Raw genomic sequence first — 18,976 nt, 5'->3', positions numbered from 1 at the left:
AAGTGACTTGAATCGTCTTCCTCCTATCCATTTAGGCGCTCCTGGCGAAGAAATCGGTAAAAAGGATTTGCTCGCCATTACTCAGCGCTTTAAATACTTTAATTTTTGCCGCTTACAACGTTTGCAAGAATTTTTGCAACCCAAACAGTATGAGTTTTTACAGTTATTACCTTTACTGTTACACATTAATCATCCGCTGTTACCGGGATTTGTTTCTTCTAGCACTCCGCAGGGTATTTCCGGATACCATCCAGACAAACTGACACTGAGCATTGCCCGGCAATTTTCCAGAAGTTTTGACTATAAACCGCAACTGAGCAAAAAGCCACAACTGTACAGTGTGTTTTTGATGGGCAGTGTGGGGAGCATGGCTTTTTCCAAGCACAGTGATATCGATATTTGGTTATGTCATCAACCCGATCTGAATGCAGTAGAACTCGATTTACTGACTGGCAAATTACAAGAACTGGAAAAATGGGCTGCCAGTTTAAAAATTGAAGCCCATTTTTTTTTAATCAATAACGAAAAATTTAAACGTGGCGAAAATGCGCCAATTTCTGCCGATAGTAGCGGTTATACCCAACATTTTTTATTATTGGAAGAATTTTATCGTACCGCAATTTATATAGCAGGGCGGATTCCAGTGTGGTGGTTAGTGCCGCCCAGTCAAGAGTTGAAGTATGCTGAATATGTGCAGCATTTACTGGCTAATCGCTTTGTTACTGATTATGATCTGATTGATTTAGGCGGCTTGCAGCATATGCCGCTAACCGAGTTTGTGAGTGCAACGCTTTGGCAAATCTTTAAATCCCTTAATTCACCCCATAAATCGCTATTAAAGCTGTTTTTGATGGAAAGTTATGCAAGTGAGTTTCCGCAGCAACAGTGGTTATGTGTCAGTTTGAAGCAGGCAATTTACTTAGGTGAGTTTAGTGTGGATAGTCTCGATCCTTATTGGCTGATTTACAGTAAGGTTCAATCTTATTTGCAAGCACGGCAGGCTCCAGAACGCTTGCAATTAGCCAGGGAATGTTTTCATTTGAAAATTATGGGGGCCAGCGATGCCGAACTAGACCCGAAAACGCGTTTGCTGCGTAACGATTATTTACATAATGTTGCAGCGCAATGGGATTGGCCTGCGGGTTTGTTAGATAAAATGGGTAGGCAACGCTTTTGGACTATTGAAAAAGCCTGTGTTCAACATAGTATTATTCGCGAGGAGCTACAGCAGTGTTTGCGTATGATGCTTAAGCTGGTCGGTAATCCTGTCGATCATAATTATCTGGAACATCATGATTTAAAAGTGATAAGCCGTAAGCTGCGCGTTGCCTTGGATGCGTTGCCGGAAAAAGTAGAAGTGTTAACCACGCGTAGCATGGTGCAGGACAGTGTACCCATGCTGTTATTGGTGGAGAAGCCGCAATTGTCAGGCGAGAGTGTCTGGCACTTATACCGGGAAAGCCGCTCCAGTGCTGCTGGTAACTCTCAGTCTATCAAGCAGGCTGGCAGTTTAATCGAGCTTTTGTGCTGGTTGGTGGTTAATGGTTTATATCATAAACACATTAATTTAAAACTGGTGTCAGCTACTTTACAGTTAAGCCAAAACGATCTAAATGCACTGGTGAGTGAAATTAATGCGTTTTTAAGCACGCATTTATCGGGTGCGGCTGATAGTCTGGAAGTTTATACTCAACCCAGTCATTGTGTTGCAACGTTATTAGCGGTTAATTTAACGGTACAACCGCATTTCGATGCCAATGGTCAGTTGCATATCAGTAAACGTTTCGATGCTTTTAGTTATGGGGAAGAGCGGCTAAGTTTGTTGGAAACGGTAACGAAAATTGCTGTATCCAGTTGGGGAGAGGTGAGTTTATATTCTGCTAGCGGATTAGCCGCCTGTTTGGAGAGTATGCTGGCTATTTTTAATACGACTCCACAACCCATAACAACTGACCAGCTTGTGGTATTGTGTTATACACCGGCACTTGCCAAGAGTATTTGCGAACGCATTCGACAGTTGTTTGCTGTTTTTCAAACCTGTTTTGTACAGTCAGGAAAACTTTTGCGTAACCGCTATTTTATGGCTGCTGAAAATGTATATTATGTCTTTCAATATGTTGAAAACTTACTCAACTATACCTGTTTGCATAATCAAGCCGAATTACTGAAAGAACTCGGTCGCGCTCAAACTGAGTTTTCATTGCCTGTGTTCGATGCTTGGGTTTTGGAACAGACCTGTATACCAGCACTCTATAAACAGATACAACCCGGTTCATTGCAATTGTTTTATGCCGTTGGTAGCGAATCTGTCAGTGTTTATATCATTGATGAAAAAGCAGCATTGTTCATTGCGCAACATACTAAGGCTCATCCCCAGCAAGTTCTAAAACAATATGCCTTGTTTTTAGGCACTCTGGCGTTACAGGCAAAAATGCCCGCTATCGCCGAGATTAAATGCTTCGAAATACAAAAACAGGCTAATCGTACACTGAATTTACAAGCGGTGAATTTTAAGCTGGATCAGAGTGCGCTGACTATGCGTGTAGGCATTCGTTATTCGGCAACAACTAACAGTTATGTATTGTATTGCAATGAAGATACTTTTGCCTTTGAAGATGCACAAAGTTTCAAGGCTGTTAAGCAGCAAATATTTAGTTTTCGGCAAAGTCGTGATGATTTTCCAATTTATCTGACCGATATTGATGTGCCTCCCCGGGTGTTAGGGGTAGACGCTGCCGAAAAATTACAAACTGTGCATTATTTACGCTACAAACAAAAGCTGGAAGAACGTTTGAATATGCATGGTGAGCTGTAGGCGATAATGATTGCTCCGTCGCGATTGATGCGCTAAAAGCAGGGTGACAAGTATTGCTAGTTATCGCGTGCTGTATATCTCATTATGGTGGGAGTGCGTTAGGTCAAGGTATTGAATAGTCAGGCATACTTGTTCAGTTAGAATGAAACCCATTTTCTGGGCATGAGTATTTTCGACACATTATTGGCCGATTATTTCACCCTCTCATACTGTAGACCTTATAATTGCGTATTTATAGTCGTCATAGCTGGGTTAAATACCATAACCATGAATTATCAACACGCTGCTTTACCTTGTCGATTACAAGGTCTTATCGATCTCAATTACCATCATTTACTCAAACAAGGGTTAAAAGGGATAGAGAAAGAAAGTCTTAGAATTACCGATCATGGCGCTATTGCGCAGACGCCTCATCCTGCTCCGATAGGGGCTGCCTTAACACATCCGTATATCACCACCGATTATTCGGAAGCCTTGATGGAGTTTATAACACCGCCCTTCGCAGATATTAAGCAAACGCTGGATTTTATGCACCAGTTACATCAGTTTTCTTATCCGCTATTGGGAGAGGAAATGCTGTTGGCTACCAGTATGCCTTGTGGTATTGAGGGTGATTTAAGTATACCGATTGCACAATATGGTCAGTCGAATATAGGTAAAATGAAACATGTTTACCGCAAAGGTTTATGGCACCGCTATGGTCGTACCATGCAGGCCATTGCCGGTATTCACTTTAATTATTCGGTACCGGAAGGCTTATGGCCGGTGCTTTACCAGCTAAGTGGTGAAGATTCTGGGCTGGAACAGTTTATCTCATCGGCTTATTTTGGACTGATCCGCAATTTTCATCGTCAGGGCTGGTTGATTCTGTATTTGTTTGGTGCTTCGCCGGCCATTTGTAAGACGTTTTTTAGTAGTCGTCCCAGTTTAATGGACGAGTTTCAGGAGTTTGATGCTTATACGGTTTACCATCCGTATGCGACTTCGTTACGCATGAGTGATATTGGCTATAAAAGTAAAAATCAGGCGGGATTGCGCATAGATTACAATTCGCTACAGGGATATGTTGATAGTTTGGGTGCGGCAATTAATACCCCTTATCCTGAATATGAAGCTATTGGTGTCAAGGTAAATGGCGAATATCAACAGCTGAATGCCAATATCTTGCAGATCGAAAATGAGTTTTACAGCACTATGCGCCCCAAGCAGATTGCTCAGTCTGGCGAAAAACCCACGCTGGCACTAAAGCGCCGTGGGGTGTTGTATGTGGAAATGCGTTCACTGGATTTGAATTTATTCAATCCCATCGGTATAGACGAAAGTACTGCTCGATTTATCGAAGCTTTTCTCTTAACCTGTTTGTTACATGATAGTCCGTATCAGGCGCCAGAAGAGTTCTGCATCAATAATAATAATCAATTATTGGTGGCTAATCAGGGCCGTAAGCCGGGTTTAATGCTCAATAAAATGGGTACGGATATTAGTCTGCGTGATTGGGCCCACAGTATTCTGCATGCTATGCAACCTATTTGTGCATTGCTGGATCAAGGTAGTATCGATAAACACTATCAGTTGGCCTTGCAGCAGCAGTTAGCGGTAGTGGATAACCCCGCACTAACCCCATCGGCCAGAATATTGGCGTGTATGAAAGAAAATGATCAGGAATTTGGTTGTTTTGCTAAGAATACCTCTAATTTGCATAAGCATTATTTTATGGCTCAGCCTTTGGATGCCCCGCAACAGCAACAATTTGAAGAGATGGCGGCTGCTTCCCATAAAAAGCAATTGACTATTGAAAACAATGATCGTCTTAATTTTGATGATTTTTTGACCCATTATTTTTCGCAAAGTTGAATCCTATGACTACCTTTAATTTAGAATCCGCCTGTATCAATTTACAAGGCAAAAGTCCGCGCGCTATTTTAAAAGCTGCTCTAGCTGATTTTGAAAATATTGCCATTTCTTTTAGCGGTGCAGAAGATGTGGTATTGATCGATATGGCTTTGCAAATTCGCAAGGATATCCAAGTGTTCTCGTTGGATACCGGTCGCTTACATCCAGAAACTTATCGGTTTATGGAGCGGGTACGTAAACATTATCAAATAGAAATTGAATTACTCACCCCCGATTTTCAACGTTTGGATGCATTTGTAAAACAGAAAGGTTTATTCAGTTTTTATGAAGACGGGCATAGTGAATGTTGTGCTATTCGTAAAGTTGATGCTCTACGCCGTAAATTGGCAAACTGTGATGCCTGGATTACCGGTCAGCGTAAGGACCAAAGTTTGGATACTCGCGCAGATATTCCCGAAGTTCAGTTAGATACTGCATTTGCGGGGGTGGGTAAAACGCTCATTAAATTTAATCCCTTGTTAAACTGGAGTTCTGAACAGGTGTGGGATTATATTGAAGCCTATCAAGTACCGTATAACAGTTTACATTCCCAAGGGTTTGTCAGTATTGGTTGTGAACCGTGTACACGATCAGTGCTACCCAATCAGCATGAGCGTGCTGGGCGCTGGTGGTGGGAAGAGTCCGCTAAAAAAGAATGTGGACTGCATGCCACAAATTTAACAGCCGAATAATGTGTTGTGCTATTGCATGAGTGTAAATAAGCTTTGATCTAAGAGAACTTCGAAAAACCACCCTTCGACAAGCTCAGGGCGACAACGGTGTCTTTATGTATCAATAGCTTACCGTTTGTGCCTAGCCTGTCGAAGCACAAAAGCCAAGTTTTTCGAAGTTACCCTAAGTATGTCATTATAGCTGTTGCTAAATCAACAGCTGCTCAGCAACAATTGTTTGCTCGGCAGCATCTGTTAGTTAAAATGGCTATAAAAAGTTAAAGTAGGCATTCGTTTTTTTGCTCGCTAAGCAATAATTGCTTAATTAAATTCGATACGATAATTTATGCTAGTTTAATTACTGAAATTAGCCAATATCAGTCTGTGCGGTCAGTTAAGCGGTCATAGAAAATGGTGTCTTTTATTTCAACTTGTCATCAATTTGTCATTTCTGATATTTAAAATCAAAGTCTTAGAGTAAAGCAACGCCGTGTTTAAATACGGGTATGGAATTTGAATCCGAATATTTGTAAATCAATTACATAGGGCATTTGACCTACTTTTCCAATTAAAAATGTGTTTAATAACATAGTTTAATTAATTAAGCTTGGTTGAGCTGCGCGTAAATGGATTGGAAGCATTGTCTTTTCAGGTGTTTATCAACTGTTCAGTATTTTGGCATAAAGTTTGCAATGTTTAAGAAAGGCGCAACTCGTATCTGTAGTTGTATTTTTTAAAACCACTCAAGACTTTAGCGATATGAATATTACACATAAAATTGCATCGGCCCCCATTCTGTTGCCTAGTGTATTCACTTATCTATCGCTATTAAACTACCAAAAATCGGTTGAGGATACGCAAGCAGAAAATCTGGCTGCTACCGATTTATCGTTAGCTGTTGATAACGATATCGATGCCGTGCAATTATATATGGCGAATGATTCCTTGTTTGATAGTCTTAAACAGGTTTCTGCTATAGAAAAGCTTATTAATATTTTTGGTATCAAATTTCCTGCATTAAATTATGAAAAAGCCTTAGATATCTTTCAAAAATGGATAGAGGCAAAAACGGTCAATCAAGTGTGTATTGTCAATGTGCATACGCTGGTAAATAGTTTAAAAGATAAGGAACTGGAGAGTATTTGTAATAATGCTATGAGTACCATGGATGGTGTGCCACTGGTATGGTATTCCAACCTGATTGCGAATGCAGGGCTGGATACCAATGTGTGTGGACCTGATTTGATGCTTAAATGTATTGATGAAGGCCGTGACAAGGGCTGGAAACATTATTTTCTGGGCAGTACCGACGAAGTTTTACATGATTTGGTTGATGTTATGCATAATCGGTATCCTGGCGCTGATATTGTTGGATGGTATTCACCACCGTTTAGATCGTTGTCGGATCAAGAAGATCAGCAAATAGTGGATTTAATTAATGTTGCAGAACCACATTTTTTATGGGTATCCTTGGGCGCTCCAAAGCAGGAAAAATGGATAGCCCACCATCTGCATAGAATTAATGTGCCGGTACAATTGGGTGTAGGCGCTGCATTCTCATTTCATTCTGGACATATTTCAAGAGCGCCAGTTTGGATGCAAAAGTCGGGTTTCGAGTGGTTATACCGTATGTTAAAAGAACGTCGTCTGTTTAAACGTTATCTGTCCAGTAACCCTGTTTTTTTGGCAATCTTTATTAAAGATTTCGTGAGCAGCAAAATTAAACGGTTTAGTTTGTAGTTTTTTAAGCTGTTAACGAAAATCACAACCATAGCTTGTGTCTTCACCAAATACATGACCGAAATATTTTATGCTACTAGTGGTTTAAATGCAGTGAAAAAGCATGTAGCTAATCTCATCTTACAGCTATGCTTTTTGTTTCTACTAACCATCAAAGTAACTGTTTTATACACACATCAATTGATGTAGTGTATTGACTAGTTTATCTCGAATAGTCTTTTTATGACTGTTAATAGCCCGTTACTATTCAATTTCAATCCTTTAGTTTCAAAAATTTTAAACTTACTGAATAGCCCACAGCCAAACTATTACAGGTTAAGCTTAGCAATCATTTTGTTCTGCCATTATAATAAAGTGTTAAATATAAATTCTCTGTAAAATGGTATTTATAGAATTCTAACTAACCACACTGTATAAATGTTTAAACACACTGTAAGTCTATAATTTAATGGTATTACTAAATATATCCGGCCTAAGCAAATGGACACCATCGATTTAGAAATTAAAGCCAGCGCAGATTGGGTTTCGCGTGCATTGCTTGGTTCGGGTTATCGGGCTGACTTCTCGCCACAAAGTTTATTAGAAATTGAACGCTTTTTTAAAGAGCATAGTCAAGATGGCGTTGGCAAGCCCGGTGGTTTGCTGGTTAAAGATGTGGGTAAGCGTTTGTTTGGTCTCGGCTCCTATATGGGAGAAGTGGTACGCTTAAATAAGGGTGGTTTATGGATTTTTTATGAACCGGATACCAGGGGCGATGTTTGTATCGAATTATGCCTTCCCGATGGGCAGCGCTGTTGGCCTATACAATATGCAATACAACGCATTAAGTACGGTGCGGAAAATAGTGTAGTTAGTTGGGCAATTGATTTGGGTTTACAGATAAGATCAGAACCAGAGCCAGAAGTTGAAGCGTAATTTATAATTGGTTGGTGTTTGGTGCGGCTTGATAGCCTTAGGCAGAAAGCCTAAGACTATCAGCGATAACGGCTTTATTTATGGGTTTCGCATTTTTGTTCACTGCCACAGCAATCGGACATATTGCCGCCATGTTTTGCACAATGTTCTGCAGAGCAATGATGTGCTGCATTTCCATGATGATGTGCGCAATGCTCTGGACCACAGGCTTTGGCAGACTCTGCCGCATGGTGAGCACAATGTTCAGTTCCGCAAGCATGGGCGGCTGCATTGACATCACCTGTGCAATGTTCTGCGCAAACTTTGTCTTTTTCACCGGCATGTTCTGCGCAATGTTTTGCGCAATCATGCTCTGCTAAGGCTTTATGTTCACAATGTTTGATGCAGAGCTTACCTTTTTTACCCTTATGTTTAGCGCAATGCTTCACGCAATCATGCGTTTCTGTCGTTTGATGATGTGCGCAATGTTCTGGTTTAACTTCCGCTGTGGCGGCAGCTGGTTGGCTGGTGGGTGCGCTGACTGCAGGGATAGGGGCAACAATCTCAGGTGCTGCATCAGTAGTAATGGGTTGTTGTGTTTCGCAGCCAGATAATACTAAAGCTGCGGGTAAAATAAGGCTGATAAGTATGTTATGAAGAGTCATTGATTTTGGTTTTTTCTTATTAATGGTGTAGTTATTATAGCTTAAAAAAGGATAGGGTTTAATTAAACTATGTTATATAACATAGTTTAATTAAACCCTATCCTTTATGTTGTGTATTTTTAATCCAATAACTCAAAATTGCCAAAGTAACCGCCTAATTGGGCGCATTCACTTCAGCTAAATTGTCGTCGCAATAGGGTTACCCTATTCCGTTATCGCGTTGCTGGATTATCAAAGAATTGCGTTATATCGTTTAGTAATTCAACTTGCGCGCCCCGGCGGCGGTCACCCAGACGTTTTTGCCGTACATAAGGTGCAGAAGGGTGGGCGAGATCTCGGTTGTCATTTTTTATAGAACGTAATTTAAATTCACGGACAGTTACAATACGTTTTTTGAAACGGCTAAGGTGCAGTTTTTCAATTGCTTTTAAACCAGCCACTTTAGAATCTACATACACTAACCCATGAAATTCCAGTTCCAAGGTCTGTTTGTCGCGTAAGGTGAGAATTTCAACTTTGCTAACCCGTCCACTACGAAAAATCAGTAATCGTTTTAGCGCAGTATCAACAAAGTTTTGTAATTCAGCACGATGCGTATCTTCAGGGATGTTTTGCACAAAAAGCACAATATGCCTGTCGTCAATGGCTTGTTCAGTGGCAGTGCCCAGTAGATTATTAAATGCTTTGATGCGTGCGGATTGTAAATCTATACCGCTATCAACCGACACTGCAACTTGAGAAACAAAGTCGTAAGCTTGTTTATGAGTGACAGATAGTCCTCTTTTGTATGCTTCTGTTCTTAAATAGTCAACATCGTTTTTCCAGGCATCTGGCATGTTTGCAGCTTTTGGCTAGGTTGATTGATGGAGGAGGGGGTTAATTAAAATCGTCTACCACCTGAATTTCACGCAATAAACCCAGGTTTTTATTGTCAATTTCTATGGTTAACTGGCAATCGCCAAATTCGTCAAATTGTTCGTCTATGACTCGAGCCAAACCAAATAACTTGGCTTTTAAACCGGTTTGCCGCGCTGGCAAGATACATTTACGGATGACCTTGCTGCCAGTAAACAACTCGCAGAGTGCTTGTTGTAATAAATCACAACCCACACCAGTTTGTGCAGAAATCCACACACTAACGGGTTTACCAGTTTCGTCGTAATCTATATGTGGGCTAAAGTCGTCCAGTAAATCAATTTTGTTAAATATTTTAAGTTGCGGAATGGCTCCGGCCTCAATATCGTTGAGTACCTGATTCACCTGAAAGATAGTGTCGTCACGATCTTCTGCCGCAGCGTCTATGACGTGTAACAACAAATCTGCTTCACTGGCTTCCTGTAAGGTCGAGCGAAAAGCGGCTATTAACTCATGAGGTAAATGCCGGATAAAACCTACCGTATCTGCCAAAATGATTTCGCTGCCATTCTGTAAAGACAGCTGTCGCAAGGTTGGGTCAAGTGTGGCAAACAATTGATCGGCTGCGTAAATGTCGGCACCAGTTAAGGTATTGAATAAGGTAGATTTACCCGCATTGGTATATCCGACTAGCGATACCGCAGGTATCTCAGCTTTTTTGCGTTTGCTACGCCCTTGATGTCGTTGTTTTTCGACTTTTCCCAGACGTTGTTGGATCTGTTTAATACGAACGGCCAGCAAGCGTCGATCCGTTTCCAGCTGAGTTTCCCCTGGTCCACGTAAACCGATACCACCTTTCTGACGCTCTAAATGCGTCCAGCCGCGTATTAAGCGTGTCGATAAATGCTTTAATTGCGCCAGTTCAACCTGTAATTTACCTTCAAAAGTTTGCGCACGTTGCGCAAAAATATCCAGTATCAAGCCATTTCTGTCTACAACGCGCACTTCTAGAGCTTTCTCCAGATTGCGTTGCTGACTGGGCGTTAATGGATGATTGACGATGATAAGGTCAGCGGCATAAGTGCCAATGGCTACACGGATTTCCTCAACTTTGCCTGTACCAACAAAAAATTTTGGATCAGGACGATAGCGACTTCCAGTTACCACATGCACAGGCTGTGCGCCAGCGGATTTAGTCAGTTCTTTAAGTTCATAGAGATCTTCCTGGCCCGCTTGTAAATTCAGGTGAACGAGTATTGCTCGTTCACCTGCATCAGGACGTTCAAACAAATAGTCGCCTCTTAGCTTTCATTACCAACATCGGTAGTTTCACGTACCATACTGACATTTTTGCCAGGTACTATTGTCGAGATGGCATGTTTATAGACCATTTGATTGACAGTGTTTTTTAACATGACCACATATTGATCGAATGAGTCAACCCGACCCTGTAATTTGATCCCATTGACCAAAAATATAGACACAGGGATATGTTCTTTCCGCAGGGCATTTAAAAAATTGTCCTGTAAATTTTGGGCTTTCGACATCCTATTTCTCCTTATTATTGTTTGGTGTACTGATAATTAATTAATGCAAAAAGCCCATCAACACGATACAGCCTTAGATACTGGCATAGGTTAACATTACCTAGATTACCATTTTTGTGACGAATTTGGCGTTTTCAAGTTCCCGGCAAAAATAAATAATTTTCGCCAAATTATTCGTCATGATTACAGGCTTAGGTTATGTAGGCTTCTCCAAAATTGTTCAGACAATTTTTTTGTATTTTAAACGGCGTGGATTATCGGCATCCGTTCCCAGACGGCGATGTCTATCCAGTTCGTAATCGGCATAATTGCCTTCAAACCATACCACTTCGCTATCGCCTTCAAACGCCAACATATGCGTTGCAATACGATCCAGAAACCAGCGATCATGCGAGATTACCACCGCGCAACCAGGGAAAGCCAGTAAGGCTTCTTCCAGCGCTCTTAGTGTTTCCACATCCAGATCGTTGGTAGGTTCGTCCAAGAGCAGAACATTACCACCACTTTTTAGTAATTTTGCCAAATGCACACGGTTACGTTCACCACCCGATAATTCACCTATGCGTTTTTGCTGATCCTGGCCTTTAAAATTAAAGCGTCCTAAATAGGCACGTGATGGTGTCTCGTATTTACCTACCGTAATCATATCCAAACCATCAGAAACTTCTTCCCAGACAGTTTTACTATTGTTCATATCATCACGTAACTGATCAACATAGGACATTTGCACCGTTTGTCCTATGGTAATGTTACCCGAATCAGCGGCTTCAAATCCTGCCATCATTTTGAATAGTGTGGTTTTACCAGCACCATTGGGACCAATGATACCAACGATACCGCCGGGTGGCAATTTGAAACTGAGTTTATTGATTAGTAGTCTATCGCCGAAACCTTTGCTGATGATCTCAGCATCAATAACTACATCTCCCAGACGAGGACCAGGTGGAATATAAATTTCCTGAGTTTCGTTACGTTTTTGTGTTTCGGTCGATGCTAATTCGTCAAAGCGGGCTAAACGTGCTTTACTTTTAGCATGTCGGCCTTTTTGGTTGGATCTAACCCATTCCAGTTCGGCTTTCATGGCTTTTTGCCGAGAAGACTCTTGTTTTTCCTCTAGTTCAAGGCGTTTTTCTTTCTGTTCCAACCACGAAGAATAGTTGCCTTCCCATGGTATGCCCATGCCACGATCCAGCTCCAATATCCAGCCAGCCACATTATCCAGGAAATAACGGTCATGGGTGACAGCGACAACGGTGCCGGGGTAATCATGTAGAAAACGTTCCAGCCAAGCCACAGATTCGGCATCCAGATGGTTAGTCGGTTCGTCTAACAACAGCATGTCTGGTTTAGACAGTAATAAACGGCATAAAGCTACACGACGTTTTTCACCACCGGATAATTTGCTGACATCGGCATCCCAATCGGGTAGGCGCAACGCATCAGCCGCAATTTCCAAGGTACGATCCAGGTTGTGTCCATCACAGGCATTGATAATATCTTCCAGACGCGCCTGTTCGGCAGCCAGTTGATCAAAGTCTGCATCGGGTTCAGCATAGGCAGCATACACCGCATCCAGTTTGGCAATAACGGCTTTAATGTCTGCAACGGCTTCTTCAATATTACCGCGTACAGATTTAGTTTCATCTAATTGCGGTTCTTGTGGCAAATAGCCAATATTAATACCTTTTAATGGTATAGCTTCGCCTTCGATTTCCTTATCAATACCCGCCATAATGCGGAGTAGGGTAGATTTACCCGAACCATTTAGACCCAGTACGCCAATTTTGGCTCCAGGGAAGAATGACAGAGAAATATCTTTAAGTATATGCTTTTTGGGTGGCACAATTTTGCCAACCCGGTTCATGGAAAAAATGTATTGAGCCATTGTTTTTCTGCTGAAGAAAACGAAAGTTGTATTATACCGTGCTGGTAGCAAAATTTATGCGCGATAATTTTACCAGCGTTAAATTATGCCGCTATTGGGTGGCATAGTCAGTAGCGTAGGTTTAATACGCTGACGATTTAGCCATAGTATAGTCACTATCTATTGACAAAATCTGGCTATGCCTTTAGTTTTAGTGATCAACGTATTTTTACAATTCTCTATAATTGCCTGCCGTTCTAAGTATTTATTATGACAAAATTAACCTATATTACCGCGCTTTTTTGCCTTGTCTATGCCCATGTTAGCACTGCTGGAAGTTTGCAAAACGGTCAATGGACTTATTCTACTTGCGGGGATAAACCAACCGTGCCCGTCGTTAAGGATCAGGATGTTGATGCTTATAATAACAGTGTGAAAGCGATCAATACTTGGCAAGAGCAGGCCAATACTTACTATGCTTGCATTATTGCCGAAGCCAACAAAGATTCTATAACCATCACCAACAAAGCAAATGCCGAACAGGCCGTTTATAAGCAGGATGTAAACAATATTGTTTCAGCGTTGGATGCGGCAAAAAAGAAGTTTCAATAAATAGCGGTCATTATTCTAGATCATGTCAGGGCAAAAAATGTTTTGCCCTGTAACAGTCTGTTTTAGGGGGGGCTGCTGCTGATGGGGCTATCCTAGATGTCTTTAGGGAACTAGGCGTATGCCATGCTCTTCTATGCTAATTTTGCGCTGTTTATATAAGCCTCCAATCGCCTGTTTAAATACTTTTTTACTGACAGCAAACGTGTCGTAAATCATCTCTGGTGGGCTTTTATCCGTCAGGGCAATATATCCACCGTGTTTTGCCAGTATGGCAAGCACTTTTTCAGAGGTGGTATCCACTTTGATGCCGTATTTTTCCTGAGTTAGAGCTAAATCAATTTTATGATCAGGTCGGATTTTTTTGATGTAACCTGTTAGCTTTTGGCCCTTTTGCAAAGTTTGGAAAATCTCGTTTTTATATAATACGCCCCAATATTGGTGATTAATCACTGCTTTAACACCTAAATCGGTTTCTTCGGCAATGATTAATTCTACTGCTTGGCCTTCTTTAAAATAAAACGCTTGTTCTTGAATAAAATCTTCTAGCAGCATAGAGGCGGCGATGCGATTGTCTTCGTCCAGAAATAAACGTACCAGATAGTAACGGCCTTCTACCATCTTTGATTTTTGTTCACTGAACGGTACCAGTAAATCTTTTGGCAACCCCCAATCCATAAACGCACCGGCGTGACTTAAAGACACTACTTTTAACCATGCGACTTCGTCTACTTGTGCTTTGGGTATTTGCAGAGTGGCTTGTAGCTGATTTTTGCCATCTATATACACAAATACATTCAGCATGCTGCCTACAGCAAGTTCTGCAACCTGTTTTTCTAACAGCACAATTTCACCCTGTTCACCACCATCTAGAAAAACTTCCTGATCGCGAATTCGAATTATCGGCAAGGTATTAAATTTTCCAAAAGCAAGCATGATGTAAGTGTGTTAATTTATAAAGGTAAGCATTATAACCCGAGAGATAGTTTTACAGTTGGCTAGTGATGAAGTGATGTTTTCACCAATAGAGTGCGAATAGGTTTTATATTGGTGCGTTGTTAAGTATTTATATTGCCAATTGCGCTGACAGGCTGGCGTTTTCAGGAGTAAAAAAGCTGGTATCAGAATTGCATGTCTAGTAGTAAGTTCAAGTTGTGCTGAGCTTAGTCTGTTATTGTCATTGTCTCTATAGACTTAAGGCATCCTGTCACCTAAGCAGGATGCCTTTTTTTTATCCAGAAATATTTTTTAGTCTAAAGCTTAAATACTAAATAAGTTTTTCTTTAGCAGCTGCTTGCTTTTCAAGTACCGATAGGGCAAAGGCATACGCATCCGGGAAATCGATTAATGCCGCTTTAGCCCCAGTTTGAATTTGCTCGTAAAGACCAAACTGGGTTTTGTATTTCAAATTACCGATGGCCATGGGGCCAATACTGAGAAAGCGCGTGCCCGAATATTCGACTTCAGCGCCTAGGTCATTTAAGCCTACGCCAGCAACGCCACTGGGTGGCACCGCATTGGTATCGGCAACCAATACCAGTTTTTTGGCATGACTTAAAGAGCTTTCTAAAATTCTAACGCCGGCCCGAACAGCGGAAATCACCACTTCGGTGTCTTGTATCACTTGGTTTTTTTCATCATTGGTTTGTGCTGATACCCATTCAACCTCTGTTTCGTAACGTTCACAAAAACGCAATGCAGAGCGAGAATCATCATCAGCAACCAATTGACAGAGTTTAACCTTTGCACCCTGTTTTGCAGCTAAAATGGCAGTACACAAACCGACTGGGCCGCTGCCAAAAACAGATACTTTGCGTCCAGACAAACCTTGGGTGGTTTTTTCCCTAAGTACTTGTTCCGTAAGAGCAACAATACTGGCTGAAGTGGTATATGCGCCATTCGGATCAGCAAAAACGCCCACTTTAAAAGGGCCAACCATAGCGCCTTTAGCGTTTTGAAACATATCGGTGGCCAGGTGTACATCACGTCCGCCAATAAAAATACCCGTATCGTTAAATCGATTCGGTGGGCGACAAAAAATAGCATCCTGTACCATGCCTGCCACCTGTTTAGGTTCCAGCTTAGTGAAGGGTACCACCAAATCAAAGCCAGCATCTGCGGCTATAGTGACGTCAAATGGACTAATATTATCGCTGGGGGTAAGAAAATATAGGATTTTTTTGCTCATGGTGGTCGCCTTTTTATTTGTTTATTTTTGCAAAATAAAACTATAGTTGATCCTCATTTAATTACTAGTATTCCCGTAAAAGTACTCTATTTCAGGTAACCAATTTAAGTCTGAAAAATTCCATCTATACTTAATTAAATAGTCACTACTCACTCAGTTGGCCGACTGCTCGACACCAAAAGCCAAAATTGTTAGTAATTTAGCAGTTTAAAAAAGGCGAGTAGTTTCATTAAATGTGTACTGTTACTGATGGGTATATCCACTTTTTAGTTTAGGTCAGGTAATTTATACGATGACAACAAACGGCTTTAAATGCTTTTCACAGCTAAACCAAGAAGAAAGGGCTTTTGCTGAACTGCTTTGCTCTGGCAGTGATGAACGATCCGAACAAAATGCTGAAGGTTTGAATAAGTATGGTGGTGCAGCGTTCCCTCGTGAAACTCTCTCGTTTGGTAGTTGTACCAATTCCACTATTACGCCTAGTGGTTGGGAAGTTGCGCGTTTGGCATTAAACGCATTTCAGCAAAGAGCTGCAGAGGTGGGTGAGCTACAGGCGGCTGATGAAATCGGTATTAATGTTAAGGATCAGTTACTGTCCTTAATGAAATTGACCGAAATTGATGGCTTGCAAGTGGTGTTAACGCCATCGGGAACAGATGCGGAGAGTATTGCAGTGTATTTTGCAGCACTAGCCAGACAAAAGTCTTTGGTAAATATTCTAATGGGTTTAGGTGAAGTGGGCAGTGGCTCGGCTTTGGCGGCTGGTGCAAAATATTTTTCCTTACGCACGCCTACGGGCAAAGCAACCATTTCGGGTGCACCGCTAGATGCAGAATTGGCAGACAAAATTAATGTTCATCAGATTAAAATCCGCGTGGATAGTTCTGACGAACGCGCACCACAAGAATTGGATCTGGAAATAAAGCAATTGGTCGAGAGCAGTCTGGCTTCGGGTTCCGATGTGGTATTACATATTGTGGCACATAGCAAAACTGGGGTACATGCACCGCGCTTGGAAACCATGCACACCTTGTTAGCTGAACATGGTGAGCGTATTGTGCCTATTATCGATGCTGCTCAAGGCCGTTTTAGCCGCAGGGGCTTACGTGATTATCTGGCGCGTGGCTTTATGGTGATATTAACAGGCTCTAAGTTTTATGGTGGGCCACCGTTTTCTGGCTGCTTACTAATCCCTAAAAACCTGTTGCCGGAAAATGTCGATACTATTCAATTTTCTAAGGGTTTCTCCGAATATTTGACTCCGGCCCAATTACCTAAGCATTGGACAGCTGCACGGCAATCGTTAACCCCAACTATTAATCTAGGCCTGTTGCTGCGTTGGCAAGTCGCTTTGGCAGAAATGGTTGCTTATTATGATGTGCCTGGAGCTATGCGTTATCAGATTTTGCGATTTTTTGAATCACAAGCACCCATCATACTGGGGCGTAGCCATTGGCTGGAGTTGATTAATCCTTCCATACCTATTTTTGATGATGTTTTCGAACGTTTGTTACAATCCAAAACCACTGTGTTTAGTTTTCGGGTAAAAACGGCAGAAAACTATTCACAACAATTGGCTCAACCCGAATTGGCGCGTTGGGTACGTTGGATTAATCATGATATTTCTGCCGTATTAGCCGCTGATGCACCCGCAAGTATTTATGATGCCATGCGTACTTGTTTTCAGCTAGGTCAGGCTGTGCATGTTGGCGAAAAACCGACTGGCGAAGCAGATTATGTCATTCGGGTAGCCATCGGCGGTGCGTTGATTATTCAGGTGGCTAACGATTTAAGTGTTGGCACCACTTTTCAGGCGCGCTTAGCCTGGTTGGCTGCCAGTCTGGAACGTTTGCGGGTTAAAATAGAATATATTGCCACCCATGAAGCAGACTTGCTGGCTTGCGAAGCGATGGTATGTTAACAAATCAAGAGAAAACTTTTAACTGGCAATCAGGGGTAACGGACGGCGAAGCCGCTACGGTACTTGCCGCAGCAATAGCCGATAATGTGAATGGCGCACGGCCGGCTTTAATGTTTCATAATTTGGATGCGTTAGCAGCTCGAATTCAGCATTTGCAAAGTTGTTTCCCCGAACAAACTCTACATGCACTGGCCATTAAAGCCAATCCGTTACTGACACTACTACGCTTTGCCGTACATTGTGGTATGGGTTTGGAGGCTGCCTCGTTGGAAGAAGTTGCATTGGCTAGGGCGGCAGGTTGTCCTGCTGCTCATATTGTCTACGACTCACCAGCAAAAACCCGGCATGAATTGGCACAGGCACTGGCATGGGGGGTGACAATAAACGCTGATAGCTTACAGGAGTTGGAACGTATTAAGCGCATACTTGATACGTCGGTGAGTTCAAGTCTGATTGGGTTGCGGGTTAATCCACAGGTGGGCAGCGGCCAAATCGATATGTTGAGTGTATCGGGTCAATATTCTAAATTTGGTGAGCCGTTAAGTGAAAAACGCGGTGCTATTATTCAGGCGTTTCGCCGTTATCCGTGGTTACGAGCCTTGCATGTGCATGTAGGCAGCCAGGGCATAGCACAGCAGCAGATGGTGCTGGCAGTAGAGCGGATGTTCGAATTACGTGCAGAAATTCACGACCTTTTGGGAGAAGAGCGTATTCAGTCAGTGGATATTGGTGGTGGCTTGCCTTGGTGTTATCAAGATCAAGAGACTATTGCTACTCCAGCAAAGTATATGGCGGAATTAAAAAATCGCATACCCGCATCATGTTTAAATGACATTAGACTGATTACAGAATTTGGACGCGCACTGCATGCGGGTAGTGGTTTTGCCGCCAGTCAGGTGGAATATTTGAAAGAAGATATTGGTAAGCGCACTGCTGTTCTACATTTTGGTGCGGATTTGTTTATGCGTAAAGTGTATCAACCCGGCATTTGGCATCATCGTATTAGTGTGCATAACAGCGATGGTAGTCTCAAACTAGGCGAGGTGTTACCACATACATTGGTTGGGCCGCTCTGCTTTGGTGGCGATATTCTGGCTGATAATATACTGTTACCCGCTATTGAAGAGGGTGATTGGGTGGTTCTGTACAATACGGGTGCTTATACTCTAAGTTTATGGTCCAGACACTGTAATCGGGGTTTGCCTAAAGTAGTGGGCTACACACCTGATCCCGTAAGGTTTCAGGTGCTATTCGCTGGCGAAAGCCCGGAAGATGTGGTGCGCTTTTGGGACACGGTTGCGTAACAGGCGCAAT

General features: G+C 42.1%; 15 protein-coding genes. 8 read left to right on the top strand and 7 right to left on the bottom strand.

The window, feature by feature from the left end; translation table 11 throughout:
* Positions 1-7: 7 nt before the first annotated feature.
* From ABH008_RS14485 to ABH008_RS14465, 5 genes are all read left to right on the top strand, one after another.
* Positions 8-2,815 (top strand): class I adenylate cyclase, encoded by a 2,808-nt coding sequence (locus ABH008_RS14485; protein WP_347986325.1) that lies wholly within the window; start codon positions 8-10, stop codon positions 2,813-2,815.
* A 267-nt stretch (positions 2,816-3,082) separates the two neighbouring features.
* The gene (gene gshA / locus ABH008_RS14480; protein WP_347989983.1) at positions 3,083-4,669 is read left to right on the top strand and encodes a glutamate--cysteine ligase; all 1,587 of its coding nucleotides are present in this window, start codon (positions 3,083-3,085) and stop codon (positions 4,667-4,669) included.
* 5 nt (positions 4,670-4,674) lie between these two features.
* A complete protein-coding gene (locus ABH008_RS14475) occupies positions 4,675-5,400 on the top strand; it encodes a phosphoadenylyl-sulfate reductase (protein WP_347986324.1) in 726 nt (241 codons plus the stop codon).
* Positions 5,401-6,138: 738 nt separating this feature from the next.
* A complete protein-coding gene (locus ABH008_RS14470; protein ID WP_347986323.1) occupies positions 6,139-7,119 on the top strand; it encodes a WecB/TagA/CpsF family glycosyltransferase in 981 nt (326 codons plus the stop codon).
* A 480-nt stretch (positions 7,120-7,599) separates the two neighbouring features.
* Entirely contained in the window at positions 7,600-8,034 is a 435-nt protein-coding gene (locus ABH008_RS14465) for a hypothetical protein (protein WP_347986322.1), read from the top strand.
* A 74-nt stretch (positions 8,035-8,108) separates the two neighbouring features.
* Here the strand turns inward: ABH008_RS14465 and ABH008_RS14460 are convergent, their stop codons facing one another.
* The 5 genes from ABH008_RS14460 to ettA all read right to left on the bottom strand — a co-directional run bounded on the left by ABH008_RS14460 (position 8,109) and on the right by ettA (position 12,965).
* Complete coding sequence (locus ABH008_RS14460) at positions 8,109-8,678, bottom strand: hypothetical protein (RefSeq protein ID WP_347986321.1); 570 nt, start codon at positions 8,676-8,678, stop codon at positions 8,109-8,111.
* 212 nt (positions 8,679-8,890) lie between these two features.
* Positions 8,891-9,514 carry an RNA-binding protein gene (locus tag ABH008_RS14455; protein ID WP_347986320.1) on the bottom strand — a complete coding sequence of 208 codons (624 nt, stop codon included), beginning with the start codon at positions 9,512-9,514 and terminating at the stop codon, positions 8,891-8,893.
* Positions 9,515-9,554: 40 nt separating this feature from the next.
* Positions 9,555-10,823, bottom strand: coding sequence for a ribosome rescue GTPase HflX (gene hflX / locus ABH008_RS14450; protein WP_347986319.1), 1,269 nt, complete (start codon positions 10,821-10,823; stop codon positions 9,555-9,557).
* 11 nt (positions 10,824-10,834) lie between these two features.
* Positions 10,835-11,080, bottom strand: coding sequence for an RNA chaperone Hfq (gene hfq / locus ABH008_RS14445; protein ID WP_347986318.1), 246 nt, complete (start codon positions 11,078-11,080; stop codon positions 10,835-10,837).
* A gap of 220 nt (positions 11,081-11,300) precedes the next feature.
* Positions 11,301-12,965 (bottom strand): energy-dependent translational throttle protein EttA, encoded by a 1,665-nt coding sequence (gene ettA, locus ABH008_RS14440; protein WP_347986317.1) that lies wholly within the window; start codon positions 12,963-12,965, stop codon positions 11,301-11,303.
* Positions 12,966-13,214: 249 nt separating this feature from the next.
* Between ettA and ABH008_RS14435 the strand changes: the two genes are divergently transcribed.
* Positions 13,215-13,556 (top strand): hypothetical protein, encoded by a 342-nt coding sequence (locus ABH008_RS14435; RefSeq protein ID WP_347986316.1) that lies wholly within the window; start codon positions 13,215-13,217, stop codon positions 13,554-13,556.
* Between the two features lie 102 nt (positions 13,557-13,658).
* Here ABH008_RS14435 and ABH008_RS14430 read toward each other — a convergent pair whose 3' ends face one another.
* Together ABH008_RS14430 and ABH008_RS14425 are read right to left on the bottom strand one after the other, a co-directional pair.
* Positions 13,659-14,489: a S1-like domain-containing RNA-binding protein gene (locus tag ABH008_RS14430; RefSeq protein WP_347986315.1), complete on the bottom strand. Its 831-nt coding sequence runs from the start codon at positions 14,487-14,489 to the stop codon at positions 13,659-13,661.
* A gap of 331 nt (positions 14,490-14,820) precedes the next feature.
* On the bottom strand, positions 14,821-15,741 hold the full coding sequence (locus tag ABH008_RS14425; RefSeq protein ID WP_347986314.1) for an NAD(P)-dependent methylenetetrahydromethanopterin dehydrogenase: 921 nt from the start codon (positions 15,739-15,741) through the stop codon (positions 14,821-14,823).
* Positions 15,742-16,033: 292 nt separating this feature from the next.
* Between ABH008_RS14425 and ABH008_RS14420 the strand changes: the two genes are divergently transcribed.
* Both ABH008_RS14420 and ABH008_RS14415 read left to right on the top strand, forming a co-directional pair.
* Positions 16,034-17,662, top strand: coding sequence for a hypothetical protein (locus ABH008_RS14420; RefSeq protein WP_347986313.1), 1,629 nt, complete (start codon positions 16,034-16,036; stop codon positions 17,660-17,662).
* On the top strand, positions 17,656-18,966 hold the full coding sequence (locus ABH008_RS14415) for a hypothetical protein (RefSeq protein ID WP_347986312.1): 1,311 nt from the start codon (positions 17,656-17,658) through the stop codon (positions 18,964-18,966). The genes ABH008_RS14420 and ABH008_RS14415 overlap by 7 nt, the downstream gene beginning before the upstream one ends.
* Positions 18,967-18,976 lie beyond the last annotated feature (10 nt).

The sequence above is a fragment of the Methylomonas sp. AM2-LC genome, assembly GCF_039904985.1.
GTDB lineage: Bacteria > Pseudomonadota > Gammaproteobacteria > Methylococcales > Methylomonadaceae > Methylomonas.
This window is presented reverse-complemented; position numbering and strand designations above follow the sequence as displayed.